This is a genomic window from Paenibacillus mesophilus (genome assembly GCF_005938385.1).
Taxonomy (GTDB): domain Bacteria; phylum Bacillota; class Bacilli; order Paenibacillales; family NBRC-103111; genus Paenibacillus_AB; species Paenibacillus_AB mesophilus.
In genome coordinates this window covers 442,711-459,896 of the sequence record NZ_VCRA01000001.1, presented here as the reverse complement: position 1 = coordinate 459,896, position 17,186 = coordinate 442,711, and the positions used below count along the sequence as shown (strand labels likewise).

The 17,186-nt window shown below is 57.8% G+C and carries 8 protein-coding genes; 7 read left to right on the top strand and 1 reads right to left on the bottom strand.

Annotated elements, in window-relative coordinates; all coding sequences use genetic code 11:
- Positions 1 to 172 precede the first annotated feature (172 nt).
- The 7 genes from FE783_RS01705 (at position 173) to FE783_RS01675 (ending at position 15,694) form a co-directional block, all read left to right on the top strand.
- Entirely contained in the window at positions 173 to 2,842 is a 2,670-nt protein-coding gene (locus FE783_RS01705) for a valine--tRNA ligase (protein ID WP_138877774.1), read from the top strand.
- Positions 2,843 to 2,978: 136 nt separating this feature from the next.
- Complete coding sequence (locus FE783_RS01700) at positions 2,979 to 4,352, top strand: bifunctional folylpolyglutamate synthase/dihydrofolate synthase (RefSeq protein ID WP_138877571.1); 1,374 nt, start codon at positions 2,979 to 2,981, stop codon at positions 4,350 to 4,352.
- A gap of 9 nt (positions 4,353 to 4,361) precedes the next feature.
- Entirely contained in the window at positions 4,362 to 5,747 is a 1,386-nt protein-coding gene (murC, locus tag FE783_RS01695; RefSeq protein WP_138877570.1) for a UDP-N-acetylmuramate--L-alanine ligase, read from the top strand.
- 400 nt (positions 5,748 to 6,147) lie between these two features.
- The gene (locus FE783_RS01690) at positions 6,148 to 7,500 is read left to right on the top strand and encodes an extracellular solute-binding protein (RefSeq protein WP_138877569.1); all 1,353 of its coding nucleotides are present in this window, start codon (positions 6,148 to 6,150) and stop codon (positions 7,498 to 7,500) included.
- Positions 7,501 to 7,556: 56 nt separating this feature from the next.
- Positions 7,557 to 10,463, top strand: coding sequence for a heparinase II/III domain-containing protein (locus FE783_RS01685; RefSeq protein ID WP_158301571.1), 2,907 nt, complete (start codon positions 7,557 to 7,559; stop codon positions 10,461 to 10,463).
- Positions 10,460 to 14,122, top strand: coding sequence for a hemoblobin-interacting domain-containing protein (locus FE783_RS01680; protein ID WP_138877567.1), 3,663 nt, complete (start codon positions 10,460 to 10,462; stop codon positions 14,120 to 14,122). Before FE783_RS01685 ends, FE783_RS01680 begins: the two co-directional genes overlap by 4 nt.
- Before the next feature lie 225 nt (positions 14,123 to 14,347).
- Positions 14,348 to 15,694: an SPOR domain-containing protein gene (locus tag FE783_RS01675; protein WP_138877566.1), complete on the top strand. Its 1,347-nt coding sequence runs from the start codon at positions 14,348 to 14,350 to the stop codon at positions 15,692 to 15,694.
- A gap of 56 nt (positions 15,695 to 15,750) precedes the next feature.
- On the opposite strand, the gene FE783_RS01670 is transcribed toward FE783_RS01675, so the two are convergent.
- Positions 15,751 to 16,998, bottom strand: a complete 1,248-nt coding sequence (locus FE783_RS01670; protein ID WP_238402823.1) for an N-acetylmuramoyl-L-alanine amidase — start codon at positions 16,996 to 16,998, stop codon at positions 15,751 to 15,753.
- Between the last annotated feature and the right edge of the window lie 188 nt (positions 16,999 to 17,186).

Here is a 17,186-nt window from a genome sequence, read left to right as displayed (position 1 = left end):
CCGTTATCTGCTTGAAGTGTCGCGCCTCGTTTACGATGGGCGCGGAATAAAGGTGGTACCACGGAAGCAATGCCTTTCGTCCTTTGCGGCGAAAGGCTTTTTTGTTTTCTTTTTGGAGCCGCGCTTGGCTGAAGGCGGCGGAATCAAACGGGAGGTTGTTGTCATGACGGAAATGCAGGAAACCGCAAAATCGCAGCCGTCGGTTGCTATGCCGACGACGTACGATCCGAAATCGGCGGAAGCCAAATGGTATGCTTACTGGTTGGAGAATCACGTGTTCGAGGCGGGCAAACGGCCCGATGCCAAGCCCTATACGATCGTCATACCGCCCCCGAACGTGACGGGGATGCTCCATATCGGCCATGCGCTGGATTGCACGCTGCAGGACATTATGATCCGCATGAAGCGGATGCAGGGCTTCGACGCTTTGTGGCTGCCGGGTACGGACCACGCCGGGATTTCCACGCAGACGAAGGTGGAGCAGAAGCTGCGAGCCGAAGGCGTATCGCGCCACGATCTCGGCCGCGAAGCGTTCCTCGAGAAAGTATGGGAATGGAAAGAGCTGTACGCGAATACGATCCGCGAGCAGTGGGCCAAAGTCGGCTTCTCGCTCGACTATTCCCGCGAGCGGTTCACGCTTGACGAAGGGCTGTCGCGCGCGGTGCGCGAAGTCTTCGTCAAACTGTACGAGAAAGGGTACATTTACCGCGGCAACCGGATCATCAACTGGGATCCGGAGGCGCGCACGGCGCTGTCGGACATCGAGGTCGAGCACAAAGAGGTGCAGGGCGGCCTTTACCATCTGCAATACCCGCTCAAAGACGGAAGCGGGCACATTACAGTCGCTACGACGCGTCCGGAAACGATGCTCGGAGATACGGCGGTGGCGGTTCATCCCGAGGACGAGCGCTATAAGCATATGATCGGCAAAATGCTGCTCCTGCCGGTCATCGGCCGTGAAATTCCGGTCGTCGCGGACGAATATGTCGACAAGGAGTTCGGAAGCGGCGCCGTGAAAATTACGCCCGCACACGATCCGAACGACTTCGAAGTCGGCGAGAGGCACCAATTGCCGCAAATTCTCGTCATGGACGAGACGGGCACGATGAATGCGAACGCCGGTCCGTATCAAGGCATGGACCGCTTCGACTGCCGCAAGAAGCTCGTGCAGGACTTGAAGGACCAAGGCATCCTGCTCAAAATCGAGGAGCACGTCCATCAGGTCGGCCACAGCGAGCGTACCGGTGCGGTCGTCGAGCCTTTCTTGTCCACGCAATGGTTCGTCAATATGGCGCCGCTGGCCGAGGCTGCGATCGAAGCGCAGAAATCGGGCAAAGGTACCAACTTCGTGCCCGACCGGTTCGAGAGAACGTACTTGCAGTGGATGGAAAACGTCCGCGACTGGTGCATCTCGCGTCAGCTGTGGTGGGGACATCGTATACCGGCCTGGTATTGCGGCGATTGCGGCGGCATTACGGTAGCTCGGGAAGATGCGAAGCAATGCTCGCATTGCGGCAGCGAGCACTTGAAGCAGGACGAGGACGTGCTCGATACGTGGTTCAGCTCGGCGCTATGGCCGTTCTCCACGCTCGGCTGGCCGGATAAGACGGCCGATATGGACAAATATTTTCCGACAAGCCTGCTCGTCACGGGCTACGATATTATCCCGTTCTGGGTGTCGCGGATGATCTTCAGCTCGCTCGAGTTCACCGGGCAAATGCCGTTCAAGGACGTGCTTATTCACGGACTTGTCCGCGACTCCGAAGGCCGCAAAATGTCCAAGTCGCTCGGCAACGGCGTAGACCCGCTCGAAGTGATCGAGAAATACGGCGCGGACGCGATGCGGTATATGCTGTCCACGAGCAGCACGCCGGGGCAGGACTTGCGCTTCCGCTGGGAGCGAGTGGAGCAGGCTCGCAATTTTGCCAACAAAATATGGAACGCCTCGCGCTTCGCGCTCATGAACCTGGAAGGCTTCACGGCCGCCGACATCGATTTGAGCGGCGAGCTGCGTACGGCCGACCGCTGGATTTTGCACCGTCTGAACGAAACCGCGGCCGAAGTGACCCGACTGATGGACAGCTACGAGTTCGGCGAAACCGGGCGTCTCTTGTACAATTTCATCTGGGACGATCTGTGCGACTGGTATATCGAGTTCGCGAAGTTGTCGCTCTACGGCGAAGATGCCTCCGCCAAGAAAACGACGCAGTCCGTCCTCGCCTACGTGCTCGATCGGACGCAGCGGCTCATCCATCCGTTCATGCCGTTCATCAGCGAAGAAATATGGCAGCATTTGCCTCATGAGGGCGATACGATTCTGCTCGCGGAATGGCCGGTCTACGACGCCAAATGGGAAGCTCCGGATGCCGTAGCGGAAATGAATTTGCTGATGGATACCATTCGCGCGGTCCGCAACATCCGGGCCGAAGTGAACGTTCCGATGAGCAAAAAAGTCGAGCTGCTCGTCCGCGCTTCCTCAGACGATACGCTCTCGATATTGAAACGCAACGAGGAGTACATTCGCCGGTTCTGCAATACGTCGGGCCTTGAGATCGGCACCGCTCTTGCGCATCCGGAGAAAGCGATGACGGCCGTCGTCACCGGCGCGGAGCTGTTCCTGCCGCTTGCGGGGCTGATCGATATTTCGCAGGAATTGGCGCGGCTCGAGAAGGAAGTGCAGACGCTGACCGCGGAAGTGGAGCGCGTCGAGAAGAAGCTGGCCAACGAGGGCTTCGTGGCGAAGGCGCCGGCCAAAGTCATCGAGGAAGAAAAAGCGAAAATGCGCGATTACGCCGAGAAACGGGAGAAAGTGCTGGCCCGTCTCGCCGAATTGAAAGGATAAATTAGCAGTTCTTCACTTCTGGGGGAACTGTATCGGAACGGTCTGCGGAGTATCGGCTCTGCAGGCCGTTTTCCGGAAATGGACCGATGACCATCAATTTTACGTACCAAATTCATATAGTAAAGGGATGAGACGTATGAATGAAGCGACCGAATCCGCACAATCGGCATTCCGGACGGCGGACGAAGCGGTGAATTGGATCACGGGCCGGATGAAGTTCGGCATACGCCCGGGCATGAAGCGGATGGAGCTGTTCATGGAGAAGCTCGGGCACCCGCATAGACGGCTGAAATTCATTCACGTTGCCGGAACGAACGGCAAAGGATCGACCTGCGCCTTTCTGACGAAAACGTTGACGGCTTGCGGCTATGACGTGGGAACGTTTACTTCTCCGTTTATCGAAAGATATCAGAACCGGATTCAATACAACGGCAAAGATATCGACGACGACTCGCTCGTCCGGCTCGTAAACGAGCTGAAGCCGATTTTCGACGAAATCGCCGAAACCGAGTGGGGCGCGCCGACGATGTTCGAAGTATCGACGGTGCTGGCGCTGCTGTATTTCGCCAAAGTGACGTACCCCGACTTCGTCGTCTGGGAAACGGGACTTGGCGGGCGGCTCGATTCGACCAACGTCGTTACGCCGATCGTTTCGGTCATCACGAACGTCGGACACGATCATATGGAAATACTCGGCGACAGCTTGCCGGCGGTGGCCGAAGAGAAGGCGGGAATTATTAAGCCGGGCGTCCCTGTCGTCAGCGCCGTGGAGCAGCCTGAGACGATCGAAGTGATCCGCAAAGTCGCGGCCGGGCGCAAAAGCACACTCTATTTGATGAACGATCAGTTCCGCTACGAGCCGGTCCGCTCCGAGTTGGATCAGCAATCGTTTCATTTCACGGGTCCGTTCCGCAGCCTGGATCAAATCGACATTACGCTGAACGGGGCGCATCAGTTGAAAAACGCCGCCCTAGCGCTGATGACGCTGGAAGTGCTGCGTCAATATTACGCTGTCGTCATGGACGAGGAGCCTTTTCGGGAAGGGATGCGGTCAGCCGGGTGGCCGGGCCGTCTCGAGATGGTCGGCCGAGCTCCGCGTGTGCTGGTCGACGGAGCGCACAATCCCGAAGGAGCGGAAACGCTGGCCGAAGCGCTCCGTACGATTTACCGGTACGATAAGCTGCATCTGATGATCGCGATGATGCCGACGAAACAGCACGAGGGCGTACTGCGGCACCTGCTTCCGCTGGCCGATTCGCTTATCGTGACCGAGCCCGACTTCTTCAAGAAGGCGGAGGCCGGATCGTTGGCCGAATTGGCACGGAGTACGCTTGGGGAGCTGGACAAAACGATCGACGTTACCGTGGAGCCGGACTGGAAGGCGGCGCTTGCGCAGCTGACCGAGCGGACCGGGGAGGACGATTTGGCGGTTGTGACCGGAACGCTCTACTTGATTTCCGACGTACGATCCTGGATGCTGTACCGCAAAGATTCTGATAAAGGCTGGTGAGCTTAAGGCGTGAATACGACGGAACAGGTGCATTTTATCGGTATCGGCGGATACGGAATGAGCGCAATCGCCAAAGTGATGCTGGAGATGGGCTACAGGGTGACGGGATCGGATTTGGCCAGTCAGGAGTTGACCGACAAGCTGGCGGCCAAAGGCGCCAAAGTGTTCATAGGGCATGAAGCGAGCCACGTAAGGGGAGCGGATATCGTCGTCTACTCGACGGCTCTGCCCAAAGATAACGTGGAAATCGCGGAGGCCGAGCGGCTTCATATCCCGATCCTTCACCGTTCGCAAATGCTGGCCAAACTGATGGAGTCGCACAAAGGGATCGCGGTTGCCGGCGCGCACGGGAAAACGACGACGACTTCGATGATATCGCTCGTCATGGAGGAGTGCGGACTCGATCCGACCTACATTATCGGCGGGGAAATCATGAACGTCGGGAGCAACGCCAAAGCCGGCAGCGGCGACTATGTCGTAGCGGAGGCGGACGAGAGCGACGGATCTTTTCTCCGGTATAGGCCGCATTATGCGATCGTGACGAACATCGAAGCCGATCACCTGGAAAATTACGACGGCGACTTCGGCAAGCTGAAGCTCGCATACTCGCAATTTTTGAGCCAGGTCGCAAGCGGCGGACAGGCGATCGTTTGCATCGACGACGCGGACGTCAGGGAAGTGCTCGCCTCCGTGGCCGTCGATACGATCTCCTACGGTCTGGACCAAGCTGCCGATTATACGGCATCGAACGTTCGTCTCGGCGACAGGCGGGTCTCGTTCGACGTGGAGCATGCGGGGCGGCGCCTCGGTACATTGGAGCTGTCCGTGCCGGGCCGGCACAACGTGTACAACGCGCTTGCCGCCTTCATCGTCTGCCGCGAGGCGGGAGTTCCGTTCGCCGGCTTCGCGGCGGCGATCAAGCTGTTCCGCGGGGCGAAGCGCCGTTTCCAAGTGCTGGGCGAATCCGGCGGCATTCTCGTCATCGACGATTACGCGCACCATCCGACGGAAATTCAAGCTACGATCGGCGCCGCGAAGGCGACCGGGAAAAGGATCATCGCCGTTTTCCAGCCTCAGCGGTATACACGCACTTATTTTTTGTTCGAGCAGTTCAGCAGAGCGTTCGGAGAGGCGGACGAGGTCGTGATCGCCGATATATACTCCCCTGCGGGCGAGCGGCAAATCGAAGGAATCAGCTCGGAGAAGCTCGTGGAGCTGATCAGGCTGAACAGCAACGAGCGCGTCCGCCACATTTCGACCGTCGGCGAGGTGACCGATTTTCTGCTCGGCTTCGTGAAGGACGGCGATCTCGTCCTGACGATGGGAGCGGGCGATATTTGGAAAGCGTCCCACGCTTTGGCGAAAGCTTTGGTCGAACGGGAGAGCGGAAGCTGAGAGCTGATAGCGAATGCGGATACTTGAACGAAGAAGCCGGAGGGCATGAAGCCCTTCGGCTTTTTTCTATTTCGCCGGCGATGCTCCTTGCGGTGAAGACTATCGTCGGCTTCAAACGATTTTATTTGCCCGAATCTGATTAATTGTGTATCATAAAATATATGGATTTGTAACATTGTGATTCATTAAAATAAAATTGACAACGATTACAACGTAAAATATGATGAGGGTAACGCTGTAATACCATAATCTACCCAGTTTTGATTCTTAAATTATAAATTTTATGAATCACAACCTCAGAATTGTGGAAGCGATCCGACCCGAGAGGGGGACACGATCGGAGCAAAGCGACCTGCGTTACCGGGAAATGTGTCGTTGATCGAAATTGGAGAGTCGTACGATGAGAAGAAGACCGACCAAGCAGCAATTTACGAGTCAATTGGACGAGATGGTTCGCGTGTTGAGAAGCGACATCATTGCGGGCGTCTATTCGCCCGGAGACTATTTGCCGCCGGAGAGATCGCTCGCGGCCCGGTTCGGCATGAGCAACAATTCGCTGCGCGCCGGGCTCGACCAATTGGTTCGGGAGGGGTGGATCGAGAAAGTGCCGCGCGTCGGCAACCGGGTAGCCGGCAAGAGCACGCGGGTCAAGCTGAAGCTCGTTTGCGGCTGGACGTCGTTCCGCAATATGGTGCTTAGCGAGCAGCTGGAACAATTCCACCGGCTGTATCCGTGGATTTCGGTGGAAACGCTGGAGTCGAATTTTTATGGGGAGCTGTTTTCCGGCGATTTGCTCATGCTCGAGAACAATTTCTTTTATCGCTTGATCGAAGAAGGCTCCTTGTCCATGCTCGAGCCGCTTGCCGAGAAGCCGGAGCTGTTCCCCCGGATGTCGAAGCTGTTTGCCGCGGAAGGCCGGCAGTGGATGCAGCCGATCATTTTCTCGCCGATCGTATTGTGCTACAACAAGGCCCACTTTCGCGAATACGGGATGCTCGAGCCCGACGGCGGCTGGACATGGGACGATCTGCTGCGGAGTGCGGAGCGATTGTTCGACGGCAAGGGACGGTACGGCTTCTCCTTCCATGTTCCGGCTTTGAACCGCTGGCCGTTATTTTTGCTCCAGAGCGGCGAGCGTTTCGAATGGGAGAACGGCCGGCTTAAACATTTGTACGGCACGAAAATGCTGGAGAATATCAAGCTGAGCAAACGCATCATCCAGAATCGAAAAGCGTTCCCGCTGTACATGTCCGAAAATAACGACGACGTCGACCGGATGTTTCTGGAAGGGAAAGTTTCCATGACACTTACAAGCTACATGGCGCTGAACTCTTGGAGGGAAACGGACCTGGAGTACGATATTTCGCCGGCGCCGTATATCGATGAGCCCCGCACACTTCTCATCGCCATGGGGCTCGGGATCAGCAGCCGCTCTCCGCATAAAGAGGAAGCCGCGCTGCTGGTCGACTACCTTACGTCTCGGAACGCTCAGACCCTCATCGGGAAACGCACGTTAAGCATCCCGAGCCTGGGAACGGTTCCGGGCGATCTGACCAAAGATCCGATGAACCGTCCGTCCCGATTTATGCAATACCGGGAAACGATGTCTTCGTTCCGCACGCTTCGCGATTTGAATATTCCGATGAAAGCCATGAAGGAATTGGAGAAGCATTTGAAGGCGTATTGGGCCGATTTGATGGACGAAGACGAACTATGCAGCCGGTTATGCGGCATCATGTCCGGGCAATCCTAGCATTCATTGACGCTTTTCGCATCTCTTCATGCCTCATCGCACGAAGGGGGATAACCATGCGCAAGTGGTTGATATGGACCATTGTGCTGATGCTGTGCGTTCCGGTCGGACTTGGCGATCCGGAGCCGGCATTGGCCGATACGCAATCAGAAACGGGGGCGCCCATAACGATGTATTCGAACAAATGGACGGTGCTGCCGCAGTCGCAGGCCGCACCCGTCATCGACGGAGCGCTGTCAGACAACGTCTGGAGCGGCGCCGCCGCGCTCGACGATTTCCGCACGGCGTACTACAACGAGCCCGTGCCGGACGGTCCGTCCTATAAAATGTTTTACGATTCGTCCAACCTGTACTTCGGGGGATCGTTCGCTACGGAGGACAAGGCGATTTTGGAAAAGGTCGAGCTGGTCGTCAGCAGGCAAACGTACGGCGAAGCCCATTACGTGGTCACGATCCCGATAACGCCGCTCGCCAAAGCTACGGTTACGGATTGGAACATCGGGAGGGACATCGCAAAGGAAAATCCGCAGCGGACCAAAGTGAATGCGTTTACATCGGCAATGACGGACTCCGGCGGGCGAACTTCCGTGGAAGTGTCCGTGCCCTTGAGCGCTTTGGGCGCAAGCGCGCCTGCGCCAGGAACGGAATGGCGGGTGAACGTCGTACACGTGTATCATCTGAACACGAAGCCGCTCCTATCCTGGATTCCTCTGCGAACGTCCAATTTCTGGGACACGGGGAGTACGGTGACGATCAAGGGCAACCTTGTGGACGAAGGACGGATGGGCAGCGTTTTCTTCGGGCAGACTCCCGTCGGACAACGGTGGACGCCGGAAGAAGCCGAGCTCCGCTATACCGGCTTTACACAGAAGCAGCTTTCTTTCAAACGGGGCAGCACGGTAAATCCGGTGCAAACGAAGTTTTCGCTGAAATGGAAAAATCCCGTAGGTGATTGGGAGCCGTTGACGCAAGTGACGAGCGTCAAAAACGGAGACCGCTGCACCTTGACGTTCGAGCATCCTCCCGCACTCGATTTCGGCCTGACGGAGCTTCAAATATACGCTTACCGGGACGATCAGCCGAACGACGGGCGGTTCGCGATCGTGACGTTCGACCGGGACAGCCTGATCGAGGCGGGTCTCGAATGGACGGGGAAAGCTCCGCCTCCGGCCGGCACGGTCCAAGTGCAGCCGGCCCCCGCTTCGCAGCAAGTGGTAGATACGCTCGAGCTCATCCCAGACAAAGTCGGTTTTATCTTCACGGGACTGCCGGAAATGCCGGAGCTGCATCCGCTCGGTCTGTATAAGCTGTCGGCCGACAATAAAAGCATCGTATCGCTCAAAACGGGTACCGTTTATCCGAACGCGCAATATCCGGAATCGAACGTCGTTACGGCGGTCAACCGGAAAGGCGAGACGCTGGAATATCCGTATTACGAGGATGCCGAGGGCAAACGGTATTTCCTGTCCGCCCACCTGTGGTATTTGCAGAAAGACTACGCGACCGCACAAACGGAAAAAATCGCCAAGACGGACGCGCTCGGCGCGGCAAGGCTGTTGTACCGGTTCGCCCAAGTGTATGAAGGCTATGCGCCTTCAACCGATTACATTTGGCGCAATTATCCGATCAACATTACGTCCGGACCTCCGTTCAACTACTGGGGCGGCATGTGGTACCGGTGGTCGGTGGCCGATCTGAACAGCTTGAGACCGCTCCTGCGCGCCTACAATCTGGTGAAGAAGACGAATGCTCTCGAGCTGTTGAGCCAAGAAGTCGGCGAGAATATCGACAAGAAGCTTGTCGAGCAAATGTTCATCCCGTCGATGCAATATGCGCTTAGCTACCCGTACGTGCTCGGCAATATGAATTACACGCAATGGCTCGGCATGATCGACGCAGGCAAAATGTTGAACGAGCCCGACTATATTCATAACGCGTTCGAATGGATGCAGGACTACGTGGAGACGCAATTTTTGTCGGACGGATATTGGAAAGAAGTGGCGCCTTCTTATCACGTGCAGTCAACGAACGGCCTCGATCAGGCTATCGCCGCGCTCGATGGATATAGCGATCCGGCCGGGTACGTATCGCCGCGCACCGGCAGACGCTTCGACGACTTGGATATGGCCAAAGACTACCCGATCATCGAGCGGTCGCTCCGGGACAACAACCTGCTCGTCTACCCCGACGGGAAGCTGCTGCCGATTCAGGATTCGTGGGCTTCCGACAAGGCGAAGTCGCCGATACTGAATGCCGGGTCGTTCCTCATGCCGGCCGCCGGCATCGGACGTCTCGCGGCGGGAGCGGGCGCCGGACAATCGCAGCTGTGGCTCCAGTTCCAGCCGAAATACGGCCATAATCATTACGATCCGCTTCAATTGAACCTGTACGCGGAAGGGCAGGAGCTGCTCCCCGATCTGGGCTACACGTATACGAAAGACCGGTCATTCTCGTTATCGACGATGGGACACAACACGGTAGTCGTCGACAGCAAAGATATGAAGATCGACAACGTCTCGAAGCACGGCGGCAAAATCGACCTGTTCGCGCCCGCCGGGCAAGTGCAAGTGATGCGGGCGGATCAGAAGGAAGCATACGCCGGGCTGGATCAGTACAGCCGCGAGCCATGGTTCGTCTCGTTCCCTGGCGCGCAAGGCGGGGAAGGTTATGTTGTCGACCTGTTCCGCGTTTCGGGCGGAAGCCGCCACGAGTATACGCTGCAGGGGGACGCGAACCGCGACTCCGTCTTCGTAACGGATATGGCTTTGGACCCGTACGGCCCTTACTTGCTGCCGCCGGGCACTCCGGTCGTCGAGCCGGAGCAGTTTAACGACAAGGGCAGCGCCGGAGGGCATTACTACGGATACATATCGGTCAAGGACGTGAAGAAGGCGCAGCTTCCGGGCGACCGCTATGATCTCACTCTGGTTACAAGCGAGAAAGGGGCCGAGAAAGCAAAATGAAAATTACCGGGTTGCTCGAGCCCGGCAGCAACGAATTGTATTTGGGGCGTTCTCCTTCCATCCGCTCGACCCGGTTGTCGGGGTCCAAAATGGATACGAACGACGAGGCGGTTAAATATAATATGCCGAAGCTTGTGTTAAGACGCGACGGCAGCGGCTTGAAAAGCACGTTCATCACCGCGATGGAGCCGTACAAGGGAACGGCCGGGCCGCGCATCGAGACGATCGACCGTCTGCAGCTGTCGTCGGGCCCCGAAGGCGCCGTAGCGGTCAAGGTAACTTACGGGAATACGACCGACATTCTGATTAGCTCGCCTGGGGCTCCGAACGTACCGGTCGTCGTGGACGATATCACGATGCGGGGGAAAACGGGCTTTATCCGTATGGTGGACGGAGTCGTCCAATCGATGCATTTGACCGGCGGCACCCAGCTGTCGAAAGGGAATCAGACGCTGACCGGAGGCGGTACGGTCGGGGGCGCGATTACAGCGACGAAGCGCAAGGTGAACGGCGACGCCTACGACGGCATCGTCGTCAATACGCCGATCGATCCGGCGCAAGCGGCTGCGCTTCGCGGCAAATATGCCGTCGTGACGCATCCCGATGAGACGACCGCCGGCTACCTTGTAAGCGACATCGTTTCGGAAGCGGGTCAAACGGTCATCGTGTTCGCGGAACACGACCCCGGCTTCGAGATTCGTCCCGACGGAACGTCGAAAATGAACTATTACCCGGCCAAATCGTGGACCGGCACCCATACGTTTAGAATTGATCATGTCAACGTGTATGACACGAACCCGCTTCAAGCGGTAAGCTTGAATGCAGCGGGCAAAGATTTGCTCTCGGGCGAGCGCACGAGCTTGTCCGTCCAAGCGCTGAGAAGAGACGGGTCCGTGCTTCCGTCCGACAAAGCGAAGACGGCTTACGCAAGCAGCGACGAATCCGTCGTCAAGGTGGACCCGGAGGGAAACGCGGAAGCAGTCGGGGAAGGGACCGCAGTCATTACCGCTGCCGTCGATTGGAATGGTGCTACGAAGACGTCGAGCCTTCTGCTCACTTCGCAGAAACGGGCGTACCGTATGTCCGATTTCGTCAATTTGCCGATTGTGCAGCAGTCGGCTTCCACCCAGTACGTGTCCGGCTCTAATACGCTGCAGTTCGAAGCGAATCAGGCCGGGGAGTCGATCGCCTTCGAATTCGAGGTCGGAGAGGCGGCCTCGTATGACATCGGGATCAAGCCTTTCTCGGCTGCAAGCTACGGAACTTATCAAATTTATTTGGACGGAGCCATATTTTCGACCTACGATTTCTATTCGGCCAGCTCCGGCGCGAGCGCCGTATTCCGGCCGCTCGGCACAGCGACGCTCGCCCCGGGCACACATACGCTTTCGTTCGTCAATGTCGGGAAAAACGCGAGCTCGTCGAACTATAAGTTCGGAGTCAGCCAGCTGGAAATCAAGGAAAGCCTGATGGCGCCGCCGATGTTGTCGCAGCAGTCGGGGAACGTATACGAGCAGGAGCCGGTAACGATCGGCTTCGCGGATAACCCGGCTTGGAGAGGACAGATCGCGTCGATCGCCGTAAACGGCGTACCGCTCTCCTCCGGACAATTCACGCTCGCATTAGGCGGCGTAACGGTAGCTCCGGGAGCGCTGGGTGGGGCGGGACCGAAACGGATCGTCATCCGCGCAGCGGGTTACCGGCATGCGATCGCGGAAGTCGAGGTACTGCCGTACTCGGCGCTTTCCGCTCTTGGCACAGTCCCCGGTCCGCTCGTACCGTCGTTCAAATCGGGTGTGTACGATTACGCCGTATCCGTAAGCAATTCCGTATATACGATGAACGTTACGGCATCGACTTACCGGCCGGATTCGGTCCTGTCGGTTTCCGGCCAAGTGTACACGGCTGCCGGACAGTTTGTTCTCCCGCTGCAGGTCGGGCATAACGCATACCCGCTCGTCGTTAACGGGGGAGGCGGTCCGTCTTCGGTTTATACGTTGAACGTTTACCGCTCGGATACGGACTTTACGCCGTCGGGAACCGTGACCGGTGCGGTGTATGTTCAGGGCAATACGCCGCTTGCCGGAGCGGAGCTCAAGCTGGCCGGACATTCGCGGACTGCCGCTGCCGGTACGGGGGGCAACTTCGTGATGACGGACGTTCCGGCCGGGCAGCATCGTCTGATCGTTACCCATCCCGTTCACGGGCGTACGATATCGGAGCCGTTCCGCGTAACCGGCGGACAGAGCGTAGCCTTATCGGTCTACTATCCGTTTATCGATACGATGCCTCCCGTTCTTGCAGCTGCACAGACGCTCTTATCGGCCGGCATGCCGGTAGTCGTAACCTCCGACGAAGCGGCTAAGCTGTATTTGGTGCCGGAGAGTACGCCGGCCGATGCGGCGTCGATCATTGCGGCGTCCGCCGGGGCGAACGGCTCCTTCGCGATTGCGGCGAAGCAATCGGCAACGTCCGTGAAAACGATCGGTTTGGCGAAGGGCAAATACAAGCTGTACGGCATCGACTCGAACGGCAATATGACGCCGGTACCGATCGGCGTCACGATCGTCCTGCCGTCGACCGGCACGATTGACGAAACCGATCCGACTTTGACCTATGCGGGCCAATGGACCAGCTACACGGGCAACTACTTCGGCGGGAAAATGCTGCTGTCGAGAGATACCGCAGGGTCCGTGGAAATTCCGTTCTTCGGAGCGAGAGCGAAGTGGATCGGGGCACGCAATGCCGTATACGGCATCGGCAACGTTTATTTGGACGGACAGCTCGTGGCGACGGTCGATCTGTACAATCCGACACTGCAGGCGAAGCAGGAGCTGTACGATACCGGGACGCTGCAGCCTGGCATCCATATTTTGAAAATCGTGCCGACCGGGCAGAAGAGTGCCGCCGCAGGCAATACGTATGTCTCGTTCGACGCGGTGCAAGTAACCGAGCTGGGCTATGTCGTACCCGTAGTTTCGGGCGTGACGCAAGGGACCGTATATGCCGGAACGCCGATTGCGGCGACAAGCTCCGAGAACGGTACGCTTTACCTTGTTCCGTCCGGAACCGCAGCGAATTGGGGAGCGATCGAGCAAGCCGTATCGGCGACCGGACAGTCGGTAAACGGACTGAAGCTGGCGGCAGCTGCCGGCGTACCTGTTTCGTTCGATACTACGGGCATGGCTCACAATGTATACAAGGTTTATGCGGTAAACGCCGCAGGCATCATATCGGAAGGCTCGGCGCCGATTACGGTAATCGCCACGACCTCATCCGTGATCGATAGCGCGAATCCGCTTGTCGTCTACTCCGGCAGCTGGATTACCTCGTCCAACGCGGGCTACTATGGAGGAACGGAGAGAATCGGCACGGGAGCCGGTTCAACGGTCGAGGTCGAATTTTACGGAAGCCGGGGAGTCGTGTATGGAACGCTCGCTTCGAACGGCGGGCTGGCCGAAATTTATCTTGACGGCCAACTGGTGACGACCTACGACTTTTACCGGGGCGGAACCGGGGTGCTCAAATCGAAAATTTGGGACACGGGCCCATTGCCGACGGGCTTGCATACGATCAAAATCGTAAACACGGGCAACAAAAACCCGCTGTCGCAAAATACGTGGACCCGATTCGATTACTTGCAGACGACGGCACCATAGGTCCCCCAAAAGTGAAGCGAAGCTTTGGAGCGTATACCGAGTACTTTTGGGGGAGCCCCCCGGAAAAGATCGGACCCCCAAAAGTGAAGAGAAGCTTTGTAGCGTATTCCGATTACTTTTGGGGGAGCCCCCAGTAGACCGCCAAAAGAAATTACAGGCATATCGCCCGCTTGTCCCGCATAAAGATGAGAACAAGCAGTTTCAGGGACAAGGAGTGGAGCGGGCATGAACAAGGCGAGAATTACGTACCGATTCGACGATCCGGGACGGGAAACGGTTCGCAAGGAGCCGAACCCGGTTATCCCTTTATTGAAAGAGGAATTTACCGTCATCGAGGATCACCCGTCCGTTATCCCCGCCGAGGAGCACGTCTGGCCGAAGGAGAGGCCGGGGCACGGCAGGATCGATTTTGTCGATACGCAGCCGCTCAACCAGTTTACGACCGACTTCGGCGCATGGAAAAGCCCGTTCGACGCCGAGACCGAAAAGGTGGAGCGGATCATTCGCGAGTCCTCGGGCACTCGCCGGCCGAAACCGGCTCCGGTTCAGGAGCCGGTTCCGGTAGAACGGGAGGCGCGGCACGACGGCGATACGGGGTATTATGAAACGGAATGGCCGGAGCCCCCCCAGGCCGGACGTTACGCCCAGGAGCGAATTCCGCCGACCGTCATTCACGGGAGATACGAGCGGTATAACCGGACCCCTTGGCTGAAAATCGTCGCTTCCGTGTCCGGGGCGGTCGCGACGGGTGTCATGATCGGTTTCTTCGTCTTGTCGATGTTCAGCGGGGACGATACGCCCGGCGTTATCCCGGGACCGGCGGGCGGCTCCGGCAAATCGGCCTCCGCCACCGTTCCGGTACAGACGAAAACGCCGGCAGTCGACCCGTCCGGCGCCAAGGACAACGCGGCTCCCGCTTCCTCGGCGTCCGCCGCCACGGTATCCGTCAACATCGCGGCGCAATCGTATACGCTGCTGCAAAACGGCGTGTTCTCGAATGAGCAAGGCGCGCAAGCGGCTGCTGCCGAGCTTAAGAAGAAAGGGCTGGCGGCATACGTGCAGCCGGGGGATAAATATTACGTTTACGTCGGGATGTCTCCGAATCATGACGACGCGCTGGCGCTCGGCAATGTGCTGAAGGAGCAGAAGATGGAGCTCTTTCTGAAGGCGATGGCGCAGCCCGCGGTGTCCAAAATCAGATGGTCGGGCGAGCAATCGGGTGCCGCCGAACCTTTCTTCACGCAAAGCGGCAAGCTAGTCCAGACGATAGGCGGCTTCTCGGCCGCCCGGTTGAAGGAGAAGACGCCGTCGGCCATCGATGACAAGACGCTGCAGACGATCCATACGGCGCATCAGGCTTGGACCGGAGCGATCGGTCCGTTCGGCGCGGGGCTCGCCCAAGATCAGAAGGCGACGCTGCAAAAATGGACTACAGCGATGAATACCGCGGTAACGTCCATGGACGAGTACAAGAAAAATCCGTCGTCCGCGCTGCTGTGGGAGGCGCAGTCTTCCTTGATGCAAGTCGTATTCGCGGAGAACGAGCTGCTTGCGGCGATCAAGGCGCAATAAGCGGCAAAACCGCCCCGGAACCCGGGGCGGTTTTGCTTTCCTTACGATCGGCCTGCCTATTTCGGCTTCGCAGCCGCGACATAGCGGTCGATCATGACGGCCATTTCGGCGCGTGTCATGCTTCTTGCCGGCGCGAACGTTTTGTCGGTCACTCCGTTAAACAAGCCTTTCTGCTTCAATCGGTATATCGGTCCGGATGCCCAATGCGTCAAAGGCACGTCCGTAAAATCGGCGGCCTTCGTCCACGGCGCCTGATTCGTCCCATCCGTCATCCGCTCCAGCAGGGCCGCGACTTCGGCTCTGGTGACGGCTTGATCAGGGCGGACCGTGCTGTCCTCGTATCCGGTAATATAGCCGAGGCGGATCGCTTCCTGGAACGTCTCGTACGCCCAATGCGTCTTCGGCATATCTTTATACACTTGGGCCGTTACGCTCGTCTGTGCGGAGGAGCCGGTTTGGAGACGCAGCGCCTTGTCGAACTGGAACAAACGGTCGGCGATGGTCAGCCATTCCGCCCGCGTCATCGGGTTATCGGGCAAATAGCGGCCCCACCCGCCTTCCACGAGCCCTTTCTCCTTCAGACGAACAATCGCGTCGGACGCCCAATGCCCGGAAATATCGGTGAAGCCTCCCGGAGGCGACGGGGGTAAATAGGCGGCGATTCCTTTGGCGATTCCTTCCGCCAGCTTTTGGCGAACCGTCTCGTCCGCAAGTCGGGCCGCGTCGTTCTTGTTGCTCAAAAACGCCGTTTCGACCAATATGCTCGGGACTTGTCCCATCCGGATGACGTATGCGGCGCTCGGAACGAGGCCTTTGTCGGAGAACCCCGCCTCCGACACCATATTTTGCAGCACGAGGCTTGCGAGCCGCTTGCTCTCCGGCGTAAGCGCCGTCATGGCGTCGCTTGCGGGGTAGCTGTCCTGGGGGTAATCTTTGTCGTAATAAAGAACCAGGGAGCCGTCCACGTTTGCATTGGGGTGCGAATTGGCATGCACGGATACGAATAACGCGGGTTTTGCTTTGGCGGTCAAGTCGACGCGGTCAGCAAGGCTTATGTACTCGTCAGAATCCCGGGTAAGTACGACGTCGTAGCCGAGCTTGACCAACAGCTGCCGCAGTTTTGCCGCAATGTCGTAATTTACGTTTTTTTCATAAAGTCCGTTTACTCCGATCGCTCCCGGATCGGAACCGCCGTGTCCGGCGTCTACGACGACCGTTTGGGCGGCAAACGCCTGCATGGGTGCGGCGATGAGGACGACAGCTGTCACTAGCAGTTTGCATAGTCCGGTTCTCATTCGTCTCATTCGTAACAGTCCCTCCCAAACTACATTTTACATGGTTCGTATACAGGAAGTATGCAGGAAAAATCAACCAGTCGGCTTTTTCAGCGTTGCGTATCCGACGGGGTTCGACGCCGTTGTCAAAGATTGACGTTCCATCGTATAATTAGGTCCGTGTAAAAATACGCGCTCGGACGCATGGGAGAGGACGG

Coding starts and splice junctions, on each gene's coding strand:
- FE783_RS01690 (WP_138877569.1), top strand. CDS start 6,148: ATGAGAAGAAGACCGACCAAGCAGCAATTTACGAGTCAATTGGACGAG.
- FE783_RS01675 (WP_138877566.1), top strand. CDS start 14,348: ATGAACAAGGCGAGAATTACGTACCGATTCGACGATCCGGGACGGGAA.
- FE783_RS01680 (WP_138877567.1), top strand. CDS start 10,460: ATGAAAATTACCGGGTTGCTCGAGCCCGGCAGCAACGAATTGTATTTG.
- FE783_RS01685 (WP_158301571.1), top strand. CDS start 7,557: ATGCGCAAGTGGTTGATATGGACCATTGTGCTGATGCTGTGCGTTCCG.
- FE783_RS01700 (WP_138877571.1), top strand. CDS start 2,979: ATGAATGAAGCGACCGAATCCGCACAATCGGCATTCCGGACGGCGGAC.
- FE783_RS01705 (WP_138877774.1), top strand. CDS start 173: ATGCAGGAAACCGCAAAATCGCAGCCGTCGGTTGCTATGCCGACGACG.
- FE783_RS01670 (WP_238402823.1), bottom strand. CDS start 16,998: ATGAGACGAATGAGAACCGGACTATGCAAACTGCTAGTGACAGCTGTC.